Source organism: Spirosoma aerolatum, from assembly GCF_002056795.1.
GTDB lineage: Bacteria > Bacteroidota > Bacteroidia > Cytophagales > Spirosomataceae > Spirosoma > Spirosoma aerolatum.
Genome location: NZ_CP020104.1, coordinates 1,774,436 through 1,794,150 on the forward strand (window position 1 = coordinate 1,774,436; position 19,715 = coordinate 1,794,150).

General features: G+C 56.0%; 5 protein-coding genes. All 5 read left to right on the plus strand.

Annotated features, from left to right (window positions below; genetic code table 11):
• The first annotated feature begins 41 nt into the window (after positions 1-41).
• The gene (locus tag B5M13_RS07160; RefSeq protein WP_080055029.1) at positions 42-2,864 is read left to right on the plus strand and encodes an Ig-like domain-containing protein; all 2,823 of its coding nucleotides are present in this window, start codon (positions 42-44) and stop codon (positions 2,862-2,864) included.
• 144 nt (positions 2,865-3,008) lie between these two features.
• Positions 3,009-16,607: a T9SS type B sorting domain-containing protein gene (locus B5M13_RS07165; RefSeq protein WP_170061095.1), complete on the plus strand. Its 13,599-nt coding sequence runs from the start codon at positions 3,009-3,011 to the stop codon at positions 16,605-16,607.
• 5 nt (positions 16,608-16,612) lie between these two features.
• Positions 16,613-17,590 (plus strand): PorP/SprF family type IX secretion system membrane protein, encoded by a 978-nt coding sequence (locus tag B5M13_RS07170; protein WP_080055031.1) that lies wholly within the window; start codon positions 16,613-16,615, stop codon positions 17,588-17,590.
• Positions 17,591-18,036: 446 nt separating this feature from the next.
• Entirely contained in the window at positions 18,037-18,630 is a 594-nt protein-coding gene (locus B5M13_RS07175; protein ID WP_080055032.1) for a CAP domain-containing protein, read from the plus strand.
• A 92-nt stretch (positions 18,631-18,722) separates the two neighbouring features.
• Complete coding sequence (locus B5M13_RS07180) at positions 18,723-19,436, plus strand: LytR/AlgR family response regulator transcription factor (protein WP_080055033.1); 714 nt, start codon at positions 18,723-18,725, stop codon at positions 19,434-19,436.
• Positions 19,437-19,715 lie beyond the last annotated feature (279 nt).

Genomic DNA, 19,715 nt, shown 5'->3' on the forward strand with positions numbered 1-19,715 from the left:
CAAAAACTGAACAGTGGAACTGTAATCTAAAAACATGTAACATGAAACGGAAACTCACTTGGGGGTTGTTCTGGTTGCTGAGTATCGTTAGTTTTCTAACTGTCCGCGCCCAACAATCTCCTAATACAGTCAAATACCGGGTAACGTATGATGCGACTACCCAGACGTACACCGCCTGGGCTGTGCCGGATTATGCCACGCCCAACACCAACAACGGCGCAACCGCCGAGCTGGTCTCGACGGCTCAGTTTACGCTGAAAGTGCCGATTGGGTTTACCATCAGCAACATCACCGATGCCAGTGGTACCCAGATCTGGGACAAGAACCCGGCCAAGCTGGGCCCTGGCCTGTCGTTGACGGCCACCAACGGGACGACCTTTACCCAGAACTACAGTCCGGCCGCACTGGACCCCGCCTACGCTTATTATGTGCTGGGTAAGTCGCCTTCGGAGTCAAATCTGGGTGCGTTTGTGGTGGGTCAGCCTGTTGCGTTGTTTACGTTCAAAGGCAATGGCTGCTTTGGCCCCATTCAACCCCTGGCCCCCGGCGACCCCTTTATTCAGGCCGCTCTGGATGCCTATTCGTTCAACGTAGCCAATAGCTTTTATTCGGCATCGGGCCAACCCGCCGGAGGCAATCAGATTCCGCTGGAACAGTTTGCCAACATTACGGGGCCAGCCGCCAGTTGCTACCTGCCACCAATGGCTACGCCCGATATTGCCAATACCCGCATCAATACGCCAGTACCGGGTAATGTATTGAACAACGACAACGATCCGCAGGGCCAAACCCTGACCACCACGCTGATTTCGCCACCACCAGTGGGCACTGTATCGCTCAACCCCGATGGTAGTTACGTATATACCCCACCGACCAACTTCACGGGGACGACTACGTTCTGTTACAAGGCGACCAATACGGCAGGTTTGAGCAGCACGGCCTGTGCTACCATCAATGTGTTACCTGATCCGGCTCCAGTGGGTCAGAATAACCCACCCGTGCCTAGCAACGATGCCACCCAGACGACGATGGGTACTCCTGTAAAAGTGGTGGTATTGGCCAACGATACCGACCCCGACAGCAGCACCTCGTCCAACGGGCAGTTGAACAATCCCACGCTGGTCAGTCAGCCATCGGTAGGCTTTGCCAGTGTGAATCCTGATGGCAGCATCACCTACACGCCACCGACGGGCTTCACGGGCGTGGTTACTTTCCCTTACCAGGTGTGCGACAAGGGCACCCCACCGCTGTGTGCCACGGCTTTGGTAACGGTCGATGTGCAGCCCACGCCACCCGCGGGTACGCCACTGGCTCCGGTCGCGGTGGACGACGCCCTACTGACCCGAGTGAATGTGCCGAAACAGGGTACGGTAGCCAGCAACGACAGCGATCCGCAGAACCTGCCGCTGACCTACACCAGTGGTCAGCCCCAGCACGGTACAGTAGCAATGAACCCCGATGGTAGCTATACCTACACGCCGACAACAGGCTATGCGGGTCCCGACAGCTTCACCTACACCGTCTGCAACAGCGCCAACAAGTGTGATAAGGCAACCGTGACGATTGTAGTGCAGCCCGAAACGGTACTGCCTCCGCTGGCTACACCTGACATTGCCAACACCCGACCCAACACGCCGGTGCCAGGCAACGTATCGACCAACGACAACGATCCCCAGAATCAGCCGTTGACCTTTACGCTGATCACCCCACCACCAGTGGGCACCGTATCGCTCAACCCCGATGGTAGCTACATTTATACGCCACCGACCAACTTCACGGGCACGACGGTGTTCTGCTACAAGGCGACCAATACTTCAGGACTGAGCAGCACGGCCTGCGTGACGGTGAACGTCAATCCTGATCCGGCTCCGGCAGGCACCAACAACACGCCGGTTGCCAACCCGGATGCCACCCAGACGACGGCAGGTACGCCGGTGAAGATTGTGGTTTTGGGTAACGACACCGATCCTGACAGTAGCACCTCGCCCAACGGTCAGTTGAACACGCCGACCTTGCTGGGTCAGCCTCCGGTAGGTACGGCGAGTGTGAATCCTGATGGCAGCATCACCTACACGCCACCGACGGGCTTTACGGGCGTGGTTACTTTCCCTTACCAGGTGTGTGACAAGGGCACCCCACCGTTGTGTGCCACGGCTCTGGTGACGGTGAATGTGCAGCCTACCCCACCAGCGGGTACGATTCTGCCGCCGGTCGCGGTGGACGACGCCTTGCTAACGCCGGTCAACACACCCAAGCAGGGTACAGTAGCCAGCAACGACAGCGATCCGCAGAACCTGCCGCTGACCTATACCAGCGGACAGCCCAGCCACGGCACGGTAGCAATGAACCCGGATGGTAGCTATACCTACACGCCGACGACGGGCTACAGCGGTCCTGACAGTTTCACCTACACGGTGTGCAACAGTGCCAACAAGTGCGACAAAGCGACGGTGAGCATCCTGGTGCAGCCGCAAACGGTAGTGGGCACGGTGAGTGGGTATGTCTGGAACGACACCAACAAGGATGGTCTGCAAACCAGTGGCGAAACAGGCGTAGCCGGGGTAACCGTAACGCTGTACAATGCGACGACCAGTCAGCCGGTGAGTTCGGTTGTAACGGATGCCAGCGGGCACTATGTATTCTCGAATGTAAGTCCGGGTAGTTACTATGTACAGTTTACGACTCCTGCTGGTAAGACCTATACAACACCGAACGTAGGCGCGAATGATGCCATAGATAGCGACGCTGGCTCGAATGGACAAACAGCTGGATTTACCCTGACGCAGTCGCAGACGACAGCGACCCAGGATGCCGGTTTGATCCCCATTTGTCCGACCTGTACGACGAGTATTACCGTCAAATAAAAGAGGCCGCCTGATTGGCGGAGCATTTATCAGAGCAATCAGGTCATTGGAGTAGCCGAAAGGTCTTCCGGCCTGATTGCTTTTGATGAATCCCGGTAATGGAATCCACCCGAAGCCATGGAATACACAAATACACAGTCATCTATGAAAAAGTATCTACCATTACCCGGCTCAGTATGGCAGGATGTGGGTAGCTCACCTCCGTGGGGAGTCCGCTTTTTGGTACAACTGCTGGTCCTGTTCTACGTCACAATAGGATCGAGTGCGGTCGGTGCTGAGCCTCTGAAGCCATCGGTGTCGACAGGGGGAGCCAACCGCACCCGATTGGCCAGTCCCAGTACGCATGCAAAATTTGCCTCATCTGGCAAGGTAAAACATCTGCCTGTCGTTGGAACCGATAACGAAAATCGGACAGCGACTATACCGGCAAATCCGACGCGTTCAGTTATTGAACTTAGTGCAGATGATCCTTGTACCCCAACGAGTTATACACTCTGTGGCGATAAGACCTCCTTTACACTAACCGTGGGGAGTGGCTACAGTAATGTGCAATGGTACCGAGATGGCATCGTATTGCCAGGAGCTACGGGTACGGATTACGTAGCCACGCAGGCAGGGTTATACAGTTATAGCGCTGTCGATGCCACTACCAGTTGTAGTACTAGTTTATGCTGCCCAGTCAGTATAGCGTCTTGTACCTGTCCGCCGACAAGTTATACGCTTTGTGGTAGCAAAACCTCCTTTACCTTAACGGCGGGGGCTGGCTATACGAATGTACAGTGGTACAAAGATGGTGCCATAATTTCGGGAGCCACGGGGATGGAGTATGTGGCGACGATAGCCGGGCTGTATAGTTACAGTGCTATCGAAGCTACCACCGGCTGTAGCCTAAGCCTGTGTTGTCCGGTTACCATATCCTCCTGTACGTGTCCACCAGCCAGTTATACGCTTTGTGGTACCAAAACATCTTTTACCCTGACGGCAGGTAGTGAATACACAAATGTGCAGTGGTATAAGGATGGGGTAGTCATACCCGGAGCTACGGGGATGGAGTATGTGGCAACGATGGCCGGGCTGTATAGTTACAGCGCTATCGAAGCTACCACGGGCTGTAGTTTAAGCTTGTGCTGTCCGGTTACCATTAGTGCCTGTCCTGTCGTCTGTGAGAAACCAATCCTCTCCCTGGCAGATCCGATCTGTACGGGCAATGGCTTCTATAGCATATCCCTGATTAGCAGCACCGCCAATCTGATTCCTAGTGCAGGCCAGGTGAGTGGAGCGTCGATTGTTAATATCCCAATCGGTACGCCGATCAGCGTGACAGCCAGCAACGGAGTAGGCTGTTACAACGTGCTGACGGCCGATTCGCCGACGGGTTGTAGTAATAACGGCAACAACAACTGTACTCCCCCCCGCTTGTCGGTGGGTCAGCCACTGTGTCAGGGCACGGGCTTCTACACGGTGAGCTACCGACTGGTGGGAACGGGTAGTGTGAGCAGCAACGTAGGTAACGTCAATACGGTCTCCCGGGTGATCGAGAACATCCCGGTGGGGCAGAATGTACAGGTGACGGCCACAGGCAGCGGCACCTGCGTGACGCGGGTGACGGTGGTGAGTCCGGCTTCGTGCACCAACCCCTGCGAGAACCCGGCGATCACTCTGAGTGGTCCTGAGTGTGTGGCGGGTAGCTCTTCTTATGAAGTGAGCTATACGGTTGCTGCCGGTACGAGTGTGCAGGTGAACCAGGGTGTGGCTGCTAACGGGTTGATCAGTGGCATTCTTTCGGGGATTCCGGTAAGTGTGACGGTCACCCCGAACAATGGTTGTCAGCCGATAGTGGTGATTGTTCCCCCGGCCTCGTGTACGGTGTGTACGGCCCTGGGGCTGAACACGGGTACCACCCTGGCCCAGTGTGGTCAGGCCAATGGCATCGCCACGGTGGTGGTCAACGCCGGTAGCGGGGTCGCCCCCTACACCTACCAGTGGACCAACGCATCGGGTAGTGTGGTTTCCAGCAGCAGTCTGGCTCAGGGACTGGCACCGGGTGTGTACACGGTGAGTGTGACTGACAGCAAGGGTTGTACGGGTCAGAAACAGGTGAGTATTTCCTCGACGAGTGCGCCGTTGATCGTGGCCCAGGTGAACTCGACCTCCTGTGGCCTGGCCAATGGCAGCGCCAGCGTGCAGGTCAGCAATGGCAGTGGCAATTACAGCTACCAATGGACCAGCGCTGCGGGCATTGTGGTGGGCAGCAGTGCCAGCCTGATGAACCTGTCGGCGGGGACCTACATGGTGAGTGTGAGTGATGGCAGCGGCTGCAGCAGCATGACCAGCGTGGTGGTGGGCAACAGTACACCGCTCAATGTAGTGGCTAGTGTGCAGAACGCGGTCTGTGGGCAGGCCACGGGTTCGGTTAGTGCGCAGGTAAGCGGGGGTAGCCCGGCTTACAGCTACCAGTGGCGCAATGCGGCTGGCAGTGTGGTGGCCACCAGTCAGAACCTGACCAATGCTTCTCCCGGCAGCTACACCGTCATCGTGACGGATGCGACGGGTTGTACGGCGCTGGCTTCGGCCAACATCTCCAACCTGGCAGGTCCTCAACTGGCGGGCAGTGTGACGAATGTGAGTTGCTACGGCACCCAGACGGGTGGTGTGGTACTGAGTGTAACGGGTGGCACCCCACCGATAGGCTATGTGTGGAGCAACGGGGCCACGACTAAAGACCTGAGCAATGTGGGGGCTGGCGTATACACGGTGACGGCTCGTGATGCCAATGGTTGTGTGGCCATTCAGAGCTTCACCATCAGCCAGCCCACCGAGATTGCAGCGGTGTTCCAGCCAACGCAGCCAACCTGTACGAGTCTGACGGGGGGTAGTGTGCGCTTGATTGGTATTAGTGGTGGCACCACACCTTACAGCTACACCTGGAGTAATGGCAGCACGGCCAGCAGCCTCAGTGGGTTGAGTGGTGGCACCTATACGCTGACCATCAAGGATGCCAACGGGTGTGTGGCTTCGCCGGTGGCTATTCTGGCCACCCCGACGGGCTGTAGCACCCCGGTCTTCGACCTGGCCTTGACCAAGAAACTGGCCAGTGGTCAGTCGGCCAATGTTACGGCGGGTAGCAGCGTAACCTTCACGGTGACGGTCTACAACAAGGGCAATGTGGATGCGACCAATGTTCAGGTGACGGATTACATCCCGACCGGGCTGACGTTGAACGATGCCAGCTGGAGTGCGAGCAATGGTCTGGCCACGCTCAACAGTGTGATTGCCAGTCTGCCAGCGGGTCAGAGCACCACGCGCAATATCGTCTTCACGGTAGGAGCGGGTGTAACGGGTAGTATTACCAACACGGCTGAGATCAGCAGTGCGGGCAATGCTCAGAATCTGCCCGATGTCGATTCGGATGCGGATAACAATCCTGATAATGATGGTACGCCGATCAACGACGATACCAGTGGGGATCATAAGCACAATCCTTCGCAGGATGAGGATGATAGTGATATCGAAGTGATTAATGTAACGCCAAGCTGCGTAGCCCTGGGGCTGAACACGGGTACCACCCTGGCCCAGTGTGGTCAGGCCAATGGCATTGCCACGGTGGTGGTCAACGCCGGCAGTGGTACGGCCCCCTACACCTACCAGTGGACCAACGCATCGGGTAGTGTGGTTTCCAGCAGCAGTCTGGCTCAGGGACTGGCACCGGGTGTGTACACGGTGAGTGTGACCGACAGCAAGGGTTGTACGGGTCAGAAGCAGGTGAGTATTTCCTCGACGAGTGCGCCGTTGATCGTGGCCCAGGTGAACTCGACCTCCTGTGGGCTGGCCAATGGCAGCGCCAGCGTGCAGGTCACCAGTGGTAGTGGTAGCTATACCTATCAGTGGACCAATGGTAGCGGTGCGGTGGTTGGTACCACAGCAAGTATCAGCAATCTGTCGGCGGGGACCTACATGGTGAGTGTGAGTGATGGCAGCGGCTGCAGCAGCATGACCAGCGTGGTGGTGGGCAACAGTACACCGCTCAATGTAGTGGCTAGTGTGCAGAACGCGGTCTGTGGGCAGGCCACGGGTTCGGTTAGTGCGCAGGTAAGCGGGGGTAGCCCGGCTTACAGCTACCAGTGGCGCAATGCGGCTGGCAGTGTGGTGGCCACCAGTCAGAACCTGACCAATGCTTCTCCCGGCAGCTACACCGTCATCGTGACGGATGCGACGGGTTGTACGGCGCTGGCTTCGGCCAACATCTCCAACCTGGCAGGTCCTCAACTGGCGGGCAGTGTGACGAATGTGAGTTGCTACGGCACCCAGACGGGTGGTGTGGTACTGAGTGTAACGGGTGGCACCCCACCGATAGGCTATGTGTGGAGCAACGGGGCCACGACTAAAGACCTGAGCAATGTGGGGGCTGGCGTATACACGGTGACGGCTCGTGATGCCAATGGTTGTGTGGCCATTCAGAGCTTCACCATCAGCCAGCCCACCGAGATTGCAGCGGTGTTCCAGCCAACGCAGCCAACCTGTACGAGTCTGACGGGGGGTAGTGTGCGCTTGATTGGTATTAGTGGTGGCACCACACCTTACAGCTACACCTGGAGCAATGGCAGCACGGCCAGCAGCCTCAGTGGGTTGAGTGGTGGCACCTATACGCTGACCATCAAGGATGCCAACGGGTGTGTGGCTTCGCCGGTGGCTATTCTGGCCACCCCGACGGGCTGTAGCACCCCGGTCTTCGACCTGGCCTTGACCAAGAAACTGGCCAGTGGTCAGTCGGCCAATGTTACGGCGGGTAGCAGCGTAACCTTCACGGTGACGGTCTACAACAAGGGCAATGTGGATGCGACCAATGTTCAGGTGACGGATTACATCCCGACCGGGCTGACGTTGAACGATGCCAGCTGGAGTGCGAGCAATGGTCTGGCCACGCTCAACAGTGTGATTATCAGTCTGCCAGCGGGTCAGAGCACCACGCGCAACATCGTCTTTACGGTAGGTTCGGGTGTAACGGGTAGCCTGACCAACACGGCTGAGATCAGCAGTGCGGGCAATGCCCAGAATCTGCCCGATGTCGATTCGGATCCGGATAACAATCCTGATAACGATGGTACGCCGATCAACGACGACATCAGCGGGGATCATAAGCACAATCCTTCGCAGGATGAGGATGATAGTGATGTTGAAGTAATTAATGTAACGCCAGTGACTCCGGTCTGCGAGAAGCCTGTGCTAACGGTAGGTAATCCAGTCTGTAACCCAGCCAACGGTACCTACAGTGTGAGCGTATATAGCAGTACGGCCAGTGTACTAGCCAGTGCGGGTTCCATGAATCTGTCGGCCGGGTTGATCAGCAATATCCAGGTCGGTACCCCCGTGAGCGTGACGGCCAGCAATGGTGCAGGCTGCTTCCAGGTGCTGAGCGTGGATAGTCCGGCTTCCTGCCTCACGAATCCGTCCTGCACCCAGCCTAAACTGACGGTGGGTCAGCCGATCTGTCAGGGTACGGGCTACTACTCGGTCAACTTTACTGCTGAGCGGGGTAGTGTCCAGATTAGTCAGGGCCGTATCGTAGGCAATAATGTGGTGGATATTCCGCTGGGTACGAACCTGCTCATCTCGGCCACTGATGGTAGCTGCTTCACGCGGGTGATGGTGATGAGTCCGGCTTCGTGCACGAATGTGTGTGAAAATCCGGCCATTAGCCTGAGTGGTCCGATCTGTGACGATAAGGGTACGTCTACCTATTATCTGAACTACACGGTGACGGCAGGTGCCACAGTTCGGGTGAACCCTGGCTATGCCAACGGCCACTGGATCTACGGTATCCCATCGGGCGTTCCGCTCAGTGTGACCGTCAGTACGCCTGGCTGCGCCGATAAGGTGGTGACCATCCCAGGTATTGTGTGTGGGCAAACTCCTCAACCACTGCTGGAGCTGACCAAGCAAGTCAACAAGACACGGGCCGCGTTGGGTGAGGTCGTCACGTACACCCTCACGCTGACTAACAAAGGCACAGGGGCTGCCACCAATGTGGAGGTTCAGGAGTCGATGAGCGCAGGACTGGCAATCGTTCCAGGGTCTGTTTCTACGACGATGGGCAGCTACGCGGCTACCAGTCCGGTCGGTATCTGGACGATTCCAAGTCTGGCTGCCGGGGCAACCACGACGCTGACCTTCTCGGCCAGTGTAACCCAGGTCGGTGTCGTTTACAACAAGGCCGCTATCCCTGGCGATACGGTCAGTGTATGTACCACTGTTCCGGTGAAAGTCTGCAAAGGCGCTCCTATCCTGGTCGATATGTCGGCTCCGGCAGGCTATGGCAGCTATCAATGGTACCGCAATGGCGTTCCCGTCGCGGGAGCGACCAGCTATACCTATACGGCTAGCCAGTATGGAGAGTTTACCGTACAGGTCAACGGTGGGCAATGCCCCAATGGCGCCTGCTGCCCGATTGTGATCGAAGAGGAAGTGGGGGTAAGCTTTACACTGGCCGCTCTGGCTCCGACCTGCAATGGCAGTCAGCCACTGGCCAATGGTACGGTGACCATCGGTGGGCTATCGGCGGCCAATACGGCCTACCGCTATGCGATTAGTCAGGGTGGTAGCTTTACGACAACGAACCCAGCCCTTCAGGCCGTACCCGCCAATGGCGTGCTGGCCTCGAATCTGGTCGGTGGTCAGACTTACACGATCCGCCTGTTCAATGGGGCAGGTTGCTGGCAGGATCAGACCGTCACGGTTGGGGTGGCTAACTGCGGCTGTCAGGTCGAGCCCCCTGTGGTCACCTGTGCCATTACCGAGATCTGTAAAGGTAGTTCGACGGTGCTCAGCACGCGTGGCTGTGAATCGGGTACGGTGATCTGGTCGGACGGTAAATCGGGCGCGACCATCGTCGCCACGCCATCGGTGACAACGACCTACACGGCCAGCTGCGTGATCGGTACGTGCGTCAGCAAGGTATCGAACGCCATTACCGTGACGGTACTGGATGTGAAAACACCCGTGCTGACGGCGAGTGCCGACAATGTGTGCCCCGGCACGTCGGTCACACTGACGGCTACCGGCTGTGAATCGGGTACGGTGATCTGGTCGGATAAAGCGCAGACGGGTAACTCGATTGTGGTGGCTCCCTACGGGAAAACGACCTATACGGCCCAGTGTCGTCAGAGTGCCTGCCTGAGTGCACCAGCCCTGATTACCATCAATGTGAATACGGATTTGCCAACGCCAACCGTGACCTGTAGCACGACCATCGTTTGTCCCGGCGAAACGGTAACGTTGACGGCGGAAAACTGCGTGGGTACACCCATCTGGAACAGTACGACGGCGACAACCAGCAGTATTGTGGTAACACCCACTCTGGGTAGCAACCGCTACTGGGTATACTGTAAGAATGGCGCCTGCACCAGCAAGTCCTCGAACGTATACACCATTGAGGTGGTAGCCCCACAGGTACCGACCCTTTCGGCCAGCGCCGATACGGTTTGCCTGGGTGGCTCGGTGGTACTGACGGCTAGCGGCTGTAACGGCAGCGTATTGTGGTCGACGGGTGAGACCGGAGCCAGCATTACGGCGAGGCCAACGGCTAATACCAGTTATTATGCCCAGTGCAAATTCCGTACGTGTCTGAGCAATCAATCCAGCCCGGTAGCCATTGCGGTAGTCAATCCGCAGGCACCGATCGTGAAGGTCAGCAAGACGCTGATCTGTAGTGGAGAACCGGTTTCGCTGACAGCGACTGGCTGCAATGGCACGGTTCAGTGGCATGGCGTGGCCAGAGTCGGTTCGGTGATTACCATCTACCCAACGGAAAGCAAAGAATACTACGCTACCTGTAAGCAGGGTACCTGTGAAAGCAGTGCATCGAACACGGTTCGGGTGACGGTGAATACCTCGCCGGCTACCGCCCCAACGGTGACTGCTTCGACAACCCTGATTTGCAACAGCGGTGTGGTGAGTCTGACCGCTACAGGCTGTAATGGCAATGTGACCTGGTCGGATGGTCAGACGGGCTCCGTCGTTACGGTAACCCCGACCCCTACCAACCGGGAGTTCTATGCCCTGTGCGTACCCACCAGTGGTACGGCCTGTGGCAGTGCTAAATCGAATGTGATTGCCATCAGCGTTGCTCAGCCTGGCGTGCCCAGTATCGTGGCCAGCCGCACAGCGGTTTGCGCTGGCGAAACGCTTACGCTGACGGCCAGTGGCTGCAACGGCAGTGTGAAATGGTCGAACGGACAGCTTGGCGCTACGATCCAGGTGAGTCCGCAAACGACCACCGACTACCAGGCAACCTGTAGTCTGGGTGCCTGCGAAAGTGCGCTGTCCAGCAAAGTAACGGTGGTGGTTACCCCAGCCGCTCCGGCTCCGGTGGTGACTGCGTCGAGCCTGACGGTTTGTTCAGGTAGCGTCGTGAGTCTGACGGCTACGGGCTGCACGGGTACGGTGACCTGGTCGGATGGTCAGACGGGCTCCGTCGTTACGGTAACCCCGACGGCCGCCAGCCATGACTTCTCGGCCATCTGTCAGACGGGAGGGTCTTGCCGTAGCCCACAATCCAATGTGGTGTCGATAACCCTGGCCCCCACTGCAGCACCGACCATTACGGCTAGCCGTAACGTGGTTTGCAGCGGGGAGAAAGTAACCTTAACAGCTACCGGCTGTGCGGGTACGGTGACCTGGTCTGGTATCAACCGACTGGGTGCGAGCATCGATATCTATCCGACTTCGACCACTGAATACTACGCCACCTGCAACGTCGGTAGCTGTGTCAGTGCAGCTTCGAATAAGGTGACGGTGACGGTGAATACCGGTACCGGTACGATTCCGGTCGTGACGGCTTCGACCCAGCAGGTGTGCACCAGCGGTGTGGTATCGCTGACAGCTACGGGCTGCAGCAGTGGTACGGTCATCTGGTCGGATGGACAAACCGGTGCCATTGTCTCGGTAACGGCTACCGAAGCCAGCCATGAGTTCTATGCGCTTTGCAAGGACGCTGGTCAGTGTGGTACCGGCAAGTCGAACGTGATTACCATAACCGTAACGACGATGCAAACCCCAGTGGCCGTATGCAGTACCGATTCGATCTGCGCCGGTGAAGAGGTGACGCTGACGGTACAAAACTGTCAGGGCACTCCGCACTGGAGTACCGGTGAAACCACGCCGAGCATTATCGTCAAGCCAATGGTAACGACGGGGTATACGGTGTACTGTAGCCTGAATGGCTGTACGAGCCCAACCTCGAAGTCGTACCTGATTACAGTAGTGCCGGTTCTTGAACCAACGATTACGGCTTCGGCTACGGCGGTAGAACCCGGTGGAACGGTGACACTGACAGCAACGGGTTGCCCCGGTACGGTGATCTGGTCGGCAAACGACATTCACGGTAACAACACGGGTAGCTCAATCGTCGTCCGTCCGGAAGGAACCCAGACCTATTCGGCTCAGTGTAAATACCGGACCTGTCTGAGCGACCCATCGATCACGATTGTGGTCAACCCGGGTACCTGTGTGGCAAAAGCCGGTGGCTTGACGCCAGTGAATGCCACGGTGTGTGGGTCGGGTAGCAACACCGTTATCGTGGCGGCCACCCCAAGTGGTGGGCTGGTTCAGCCTAGCGGCTACTCGGTCGCGTATCTGTTGACGAAAGATGGTCTGGTGCAACAAGTGGGTACGACACCGCAGTTCAGTGTGCCGTCGGCTGTGGCCCAGTACGTGATCCATACGCTGGTCTATAACAGCCAGGCGGGCGATGCCAATTACCTCAATCTGGCCTACATCAAATCGGGGCTGAGCCGCACGACGGACGTGCTGCAACTGATTAGCGGCAAGTGTGCGGCCCTGGATGCAACGGGGGCAAAACTGACGGTCGGTGTGGTGAACGCTCCAACCTTGTCGGCTACCGCGCTGACGGTTTGCAACGGGGGGACGGTCTCCCTGACGGCCACGGGCTGCAGCGGCAGTGTGAAATGGTCGGATGGCAAAGAAGGCGCGGTATACGAAACCAGCGTGTATAGTGACCGGACGCTGACGGCGATCTGTGAGGTAGCTGGCTGCGCCAGTCAACCCTCTGCCCCGGTACGCATTACACTGGGTAGTCCGGCGGTTCCGGTCATTGTGAGTACGCCATCGATTTGTGTCGGTGAAACCGTCTCGCTGACGGCTACCGGCTGTGCCGACGGGGCGTATCTGTGGTCGGACGGTTCCACAACCGGAGCCATCCTGACGGTAACGCCGAGCGCGGATGTTACCTACCGGGTGAAATGCAAACTGGGTGCCTGCGAAGGCGACTGGTCGGCATCGGCCACGGTGCGTGTGGGCAAACCATCGGCACCGACACTCTCCCTACAGGGAGCGGGTAGCGCTACGGTTTGCTATGGCATGCCGGTAACGCTGGTCGCTACAGGATGCTCGGCCAGTGAACAAGTGATCTGGTCGAATAACCTGACGGGTTCGTCGATCACCCTTTCGCCAGCCAGTACCGAAACGTATACGGCCTACTGCGCGTCGGCTGCAGGAACTTGCCGGAGCGATGTGTCAGCGGGTATCACCCTGACGGTATTGCCCAAGGTGGCCGTGCCAACGGTCGTCGATAAGACCAATACCTGTCCCATCACGACGGTCGATCTGTCGACGGGGGTAACCAGTCCGGTGAGCACGGCGGGTGGTGTGTTCGAGTACTACACCGATGCTACGCTGACCAGTAAAGTGGCTAACCCGGCTGCGGTGGGTGCGGGTACCTACTACGTGATCGAGCGGACCGTGAATGGCTGCGTGAGTCTGCCAGCCATCATCCATGTGCAGATTACGACCTGTACCGAGCCAACACCCTGCGATGGGGTGAATCCGGCAACGGCCGATGCGGGTGCGGATGTGAACCTGTGTTCGACAACGAGCTATCAACTGCGTGGCGTTCTGGGGGGCGGTGGTCAAACCGCCCACTGGACCACCAGTGGTAGTGGCCACTTCGATAACCCGTACTCGCTCAGTGCGATCTACACCGCCAGTGCGGAAGATGTAGCGGCTGGCCAGGTAACGCTGACGCTGGCGGTGAGTACCACCAATGTGAATTGTCCGATTGCGACCGACCAGATGGTGCTCACCCTGAATGGGGTGAAAACCCAGCCGGTAATCACCATAGTAGGAGCTACCCAGCTCTGCTATGGCGATTCGGTGACGCTGAAAGCCTCCGAGGCTTCGGGCTATCGCTGGAGTACAGGGGCCATCACGCGGAGTATCGTCGTCAAACAAAGTGGTATCTATAGTGTACAGGTGATGGATGATAAGGGCTGCGTATCGGTCAAATCGGCCGAGGTAACGGTGAAGGTAGCCGATCCGGTGCTGCCACCGCTGGTGACCAACCTGCGCAACACCTGTCCGTCGAAAATCGTCGATCTGACCAAAGCCTTATCGACGACGACAGCAGGAAGCAGCTATAGCTACCGGATTTGTGAATGCGTCACCTCCAACATTGTGATTCGTCCGGATTCGGTGTGTGAAGGTACCTACTGGATTGTGGAGAAAACGGCCCAGGGTTGCGTAAGCCATCCGTCGAAAGTGGTGGTGAAGGTCTTCGACTGCGCCAGCGATACGCTGCGTTCGGACGTGAGCATCACCAAGACGGTGAACCATACGGTGGTGAACGGTACACCCGTTACCTACACGCTAACGGTCAGCAACGCGGGTCCGCATACGGCCTACAACGTGGATGTGCGGGATGTGTTGCCGAGTGGGCTGCAACTGCTGCCCTCGGCAGGGTACTCCTTCGTCAATGGGGTGATTACCAAACGCATCGATAGCCTGAAAGCCGGTGCTTCGGCTCAGATCGTGTTCAGTGCCCGACTGGTGAAGAAAGGCGAGGATGTAGTCAACCGGGCCGAGATCACCTATCAGGACCATGTTGATCCGAACCTGAGCAACAACAGTTCCAGTATTACGGTACGGGATACGGCCACAGCGCCTGCCTCGCAAACCGGCACAGCAGGTCTGGGGCTGGCCCTGGCCGTTGTGAAGGTGGAAGCCCAACCCGATAATTCGTATAACGTGACCTACAAAGGGACGATTAAGAATATCGGTGGTATTGATCTGCAGGGACTGAGTCTGGTTGATAGCCTGAGTCAGGTGTTCCTCTCGCCCGCGTCGTATAGCGTGGTCGGCGCTCCGGTCGTGGCATCGGGTAGCACCCTGGTTGCCAATGCCAGCTTCAACGGCCATACGCAACCCGACTTACTGACAGGGGCCAGCACCCTGGCTGCCGGGGCGCAGGATGAGGTCGTGTTTGTGGTGAATGTGAAGCCCAATGGCAACAACGGTCCGTTCTACTCCAGTGCTACAGTAACTGGTACGACACCAGATGCCTCGCAGACGGTAATGGATATTTCCAATAACGGAATCGATCCGGTGGCTGATGGGGCTGTGGTGACCACAGTTCGCTTCGACCTGCCTCAAGGCCTGCTGGGTATAGCCAAAGAAGCGGGTACACCGATAATGGTAGCCGCTGGGGTATACGACGTTCCGTATACCATCACGCTGACCAACATGGGTAGTCTACCCCTGCGGCAGATCCAGGTGGTTGACAACCTCACCCAGACCTTCGGTAGTGGTGCGCTGATTGTCAGCAACCGCATCCGGGTGACGGGAACGGGAACGGTCACGGTCGATACGCTGTACACGGGTCAGGGTCTGCTCACCAGGATGCTGGTCGATACGGCCAGTACGCTGGCGGTGGGTGCGAAAGCTACGCTGGGCTTTACGGTACGGGTCGATGTACGCAGCGCATCTCCCCAGTCGTCGTCGCTGACGTTCTACAACACGGCCTATGGTACGGCCCTGGCCTCGGATAATCAGGTGGTGGCCGATACCTCGACGGCGGGTGCGAATACGGACCCGGACAATGACCTCGATCCGCGTAATAACAGCCAGTCGACGCCCGTATCGCTCAATGGGCTGACCACCGATGCGCACATTGGTCTGGCCATGACCGTGGCCGATACGGTCCGTCAGTCGGATGGTAGCTACAACGTCACCTACCAGATCGTGGTGAAAGCCTACGGGCCCAGTCCGTTGAAAAATGTGCTGGTTACCGATACACTGTCGACGGTGTTCAACAGCCAGACGGGGTCGAGCTTCACGTTGGTGAAGGCACCGTTCATCACCTCGACGGGGAGCGCCCTCAAGCTCAACCCCAACTACAACGGGGTGTCGGATCCGGTCATCGTCCTGGGCGACAGCACCAGCGCGCTGGCGGTGGGTAAAGTCGATACGATTCGAATGGTGATCAACGTCATCGCCGATGGCTCGACGACCAGCTTCCTCAACTCGGCCTACGGTCTGGCCCAGTATACAGGTGGTACGGTAAGCGATGTATCGACGAGTGGGTTGAATCCGGACCTCAACGGCAATGGTGACCCGACCGATCCCAACGAGCGCGAAGCCACTCCGCTGACGCTGCTGCCGACTTATCAGGCGATTTTCATCCCGCAGGGCTTCTCACCAAACGGCGATGGAATCAATGACCGGTTCGTGATCCGGGGCGCCAATGGGCTGACGGTCAGTCTGGAAGTCTATAATCGCTGGGGTAATCTGGTCTACAAAAACGAGGATTACCAGAACGATTGGGATGGCAAGCCGAACACGGGTATCGTGCTCAGCTCGGCCGACTCCAACGGCGTGCCCGATGGCACCTACTACTACGTAGTGAATCTGAGCGATGGCCGCAAGTTTGTTCGATACATGACTATTAACCGCTAATTCGGATGGCAAACCAGTTTAGAAGTAAACTATGGGCCGCAGGAGTTGTGCTGCTGATGCTGGGCATCAGCAGCCGCCCCGTGCGGGCTCAGCAGGACAAGATGTTCTCTCAGTACATGTTCAACATGATGGCTTTGAATCCGGCCTATGCCGGTAGCCGGGATGTACTGAGTATGTCGGCGCTGTACCGCAACCAGTGGACAGGCGTCGAAGGGGCTCCCCAAACGGCGACTTTCACGGCGGACATGCCGCTGAATCGGGAACGAGTCGGGGTGGGTCTACAGTTGTACGGGGATAAGGCCGGGGTGATTCAGGAAGCGGGTGCGTTTGCCTCCTATGCGTTTCGCATCAAGGTAGGGACGAAAAGCACCCTGGCGCTGGGTCTACAGGCTGGGGCCTCCAGTTACCAGGCCAACCTGATGGAGGTACGGACGTCTCCGGATAACCAGATTGATCCGGCCTTTGCCAGCAATATCTCCAAGATACTGCCCAACTTCGGGACGGGACTTTATCTGAGCAACGACAAGGCGTATGTGGGCTTATCGGTTCCCCGGCTGATCAAGAACCGGTTGAGTGAGTACAATGTGGGGGATTACCGGTCGGTGCAGGCTCGTCATGCGTATCTGGCGGCTGGTTTTGTGGTAGGCCTCAGCCCGGTGGTGAAGATGAAGCCGTCGATGCTGGTGAAGTATTCGGAAGGGGCCCCTCTGGGTTTTGATGGGAACATCAACTTCTGGTTTGCGGACCGGATTGCGATCGGAGCCTCGATTCGTCGGAATCAGTTTTCGACCTGGTCGACCTACACGACGGATGCGGTGGTAGGGATGCTGGAGGTGCAGTTGACGGATCAGTTCCGGTTCGGGTATGCGTATGATCGGACGATGAACGGGTTGCAGAGTGTAGCGCCGAGTTCGCACGAGATCATGATTCGCTATGAGTTTGGGTTTGGGCGGAGTCGCATCCTGACGCCGAGGTATTTTTAATGTTGTTTTGCCACGTACATGAGCAGTAAGCAGTTTTGTAAGGTCGATTGAAATCAGAAGATTGATAGGGCCTACTAGTTGCCACCCGGATTGGTTCCATTCAGAAAACCAATCCGGGGCAAGTAATCTGATTTGGATTAGATGTTCACAGGTTAGGCTCATCCAGAGTTTCACGGTATACAAAAAGGAAACGGTTGGCAACCGGACTTTCTAGCTTATAAGAGTAGAAGAAATTGTCTCTAGTAGGATACGAAGTGGATCATCAAGTTTGTAAAGTTAATATACCCATAAATTAATATATTTTATACATAATATATGTGATTTGGCACATAAAATGATATAAATAAATTAGAGAATAGCGGTTGGTTTTCAGTTGATTATAGCTGAGTGCCTGTGCCTTTCTGTTTATTCTGTTTTTACTACCGTACCTTTTAAACCTACCTTTTATGAGAAACTCTTACTTAGTGGGCTTTCTTTTTTTGATGCTGGGACTTGTCTCCTGCCAGTCGGAGCTGGCCATCAAAGAAATTCCGGGCCGAGTTACCTCGTCGGTGCATATGAGTGGAGGTATTGGCAAACCAGAACCCAATGCTTTACAACACTCAGGGGCTCGTGATGCCGCCCTGACCCTACAGCTGGAAGTACTCACCTATGTGAATGAGGCTCGTTCGCAGACGTGTTTATGCGGCACTACGGTTTATCCGCCTGTCACTTTATTAACGCTGAATTCGAGGCTAAATGGAGCTGCTGATAAATATGCTGTAGATATGGCTACCTACAATTACTTTAGCCACACTGGCCGAGACGGCTCACAACCCTGGGATCGGATGACCAGAGAGGGGTACATTTGGAGTTCATCAGGCGAAAATATTGCCGCCGGTTATCCGACAGCCCGGTCGGTTGTCGATGCCTGGTTAAGTTCAACGGTGCATTGCCAAAACATTATGAACCCCGAGTATCGGAATCTGGGGGTAGGCTATTCCTATAATTCAAAAAGTACGTTTAAGTATTATTGGGTAACCGATTTTGGTGCCCGTTAGTAGGGTAGAATAAAAGGCATTATTGACCCTTGCGCAAATTCTTGTGCTTCCGGCTCAACAGGTGTATTCAGAACTACTTACCGTGGCGGGATATGACTAATTTAAATGTCCTCATTATTGAAGACGATCCCATCTGGCAGTTTAGTCTTCAGACCATGTTTGGCCAATTGAATGTGGCTACCGTTCGTCTGGCGGGGTCGATTGCCGAGGCTAACCAGAAGCTTCATGAGCAACTTCCTGATTTAGTGATCGCCGATATTGTTTTACCAGATGGCTTGTCGTTGGGCTTATTTACGCAAAACTATAAGCAGTTGCCTGTTATTTTTCAAACCGCCTACACTAAAGATGATTATTTGCGACGAGCCATCACGATGCCCAATATAGGATTCTTGGTAAAACCTTTTGAAGTGTTTAGCCTAAAGGCCGCCATAGAAATATTGTTCGCTCAGAAACCAATTAACCTTTTTCCAGCTATCAATAGCATTACGACTACCGATAAACGCAGGCAACGTATAGATATACCGTTAGATGAAATTTACTGGATTAAAGGGGAGGGCAATTATTCGATTATCCATACTGTCGATCAAAAATATGTTCTGAAACGATCATTGCGTAAACTAGCGCTGGAGTTGACAGATCGCTTTATTCAAGTGCAAAAAGCATACATTATCAACATACACTATATCGAACGAATTCTAGAGTCAACCGTGCAAATTAACCAGCAATCCATCCCCATCGGGCGTGCTTATAAAAAGAACTTACTCAATCTTGTTGACCCCCGAAAACGTATGTATCTTCGGGGGTAGCCGGTTAAGTCAATAATAATGCCTATGCGCTGGAAGTATTGGTTGAATCACCTATCTATCCAGCAATTCTTCCAACGATCAATCTGTTAGGAAACCACAGTGGGGATCTAACATGTCGACGTTCTTTCGCGTATAAACGGCTATATCGCTAAGAAATTAACACATTAAATAGTCTGATTTTCATGTGAAGAAGTAGTATAGGTCGAGTCTGATCGTGGATATGATTCACGTTTGAAGCCTCAACCAATATACTTAACATCCCATTTTTTGCGGATTTGT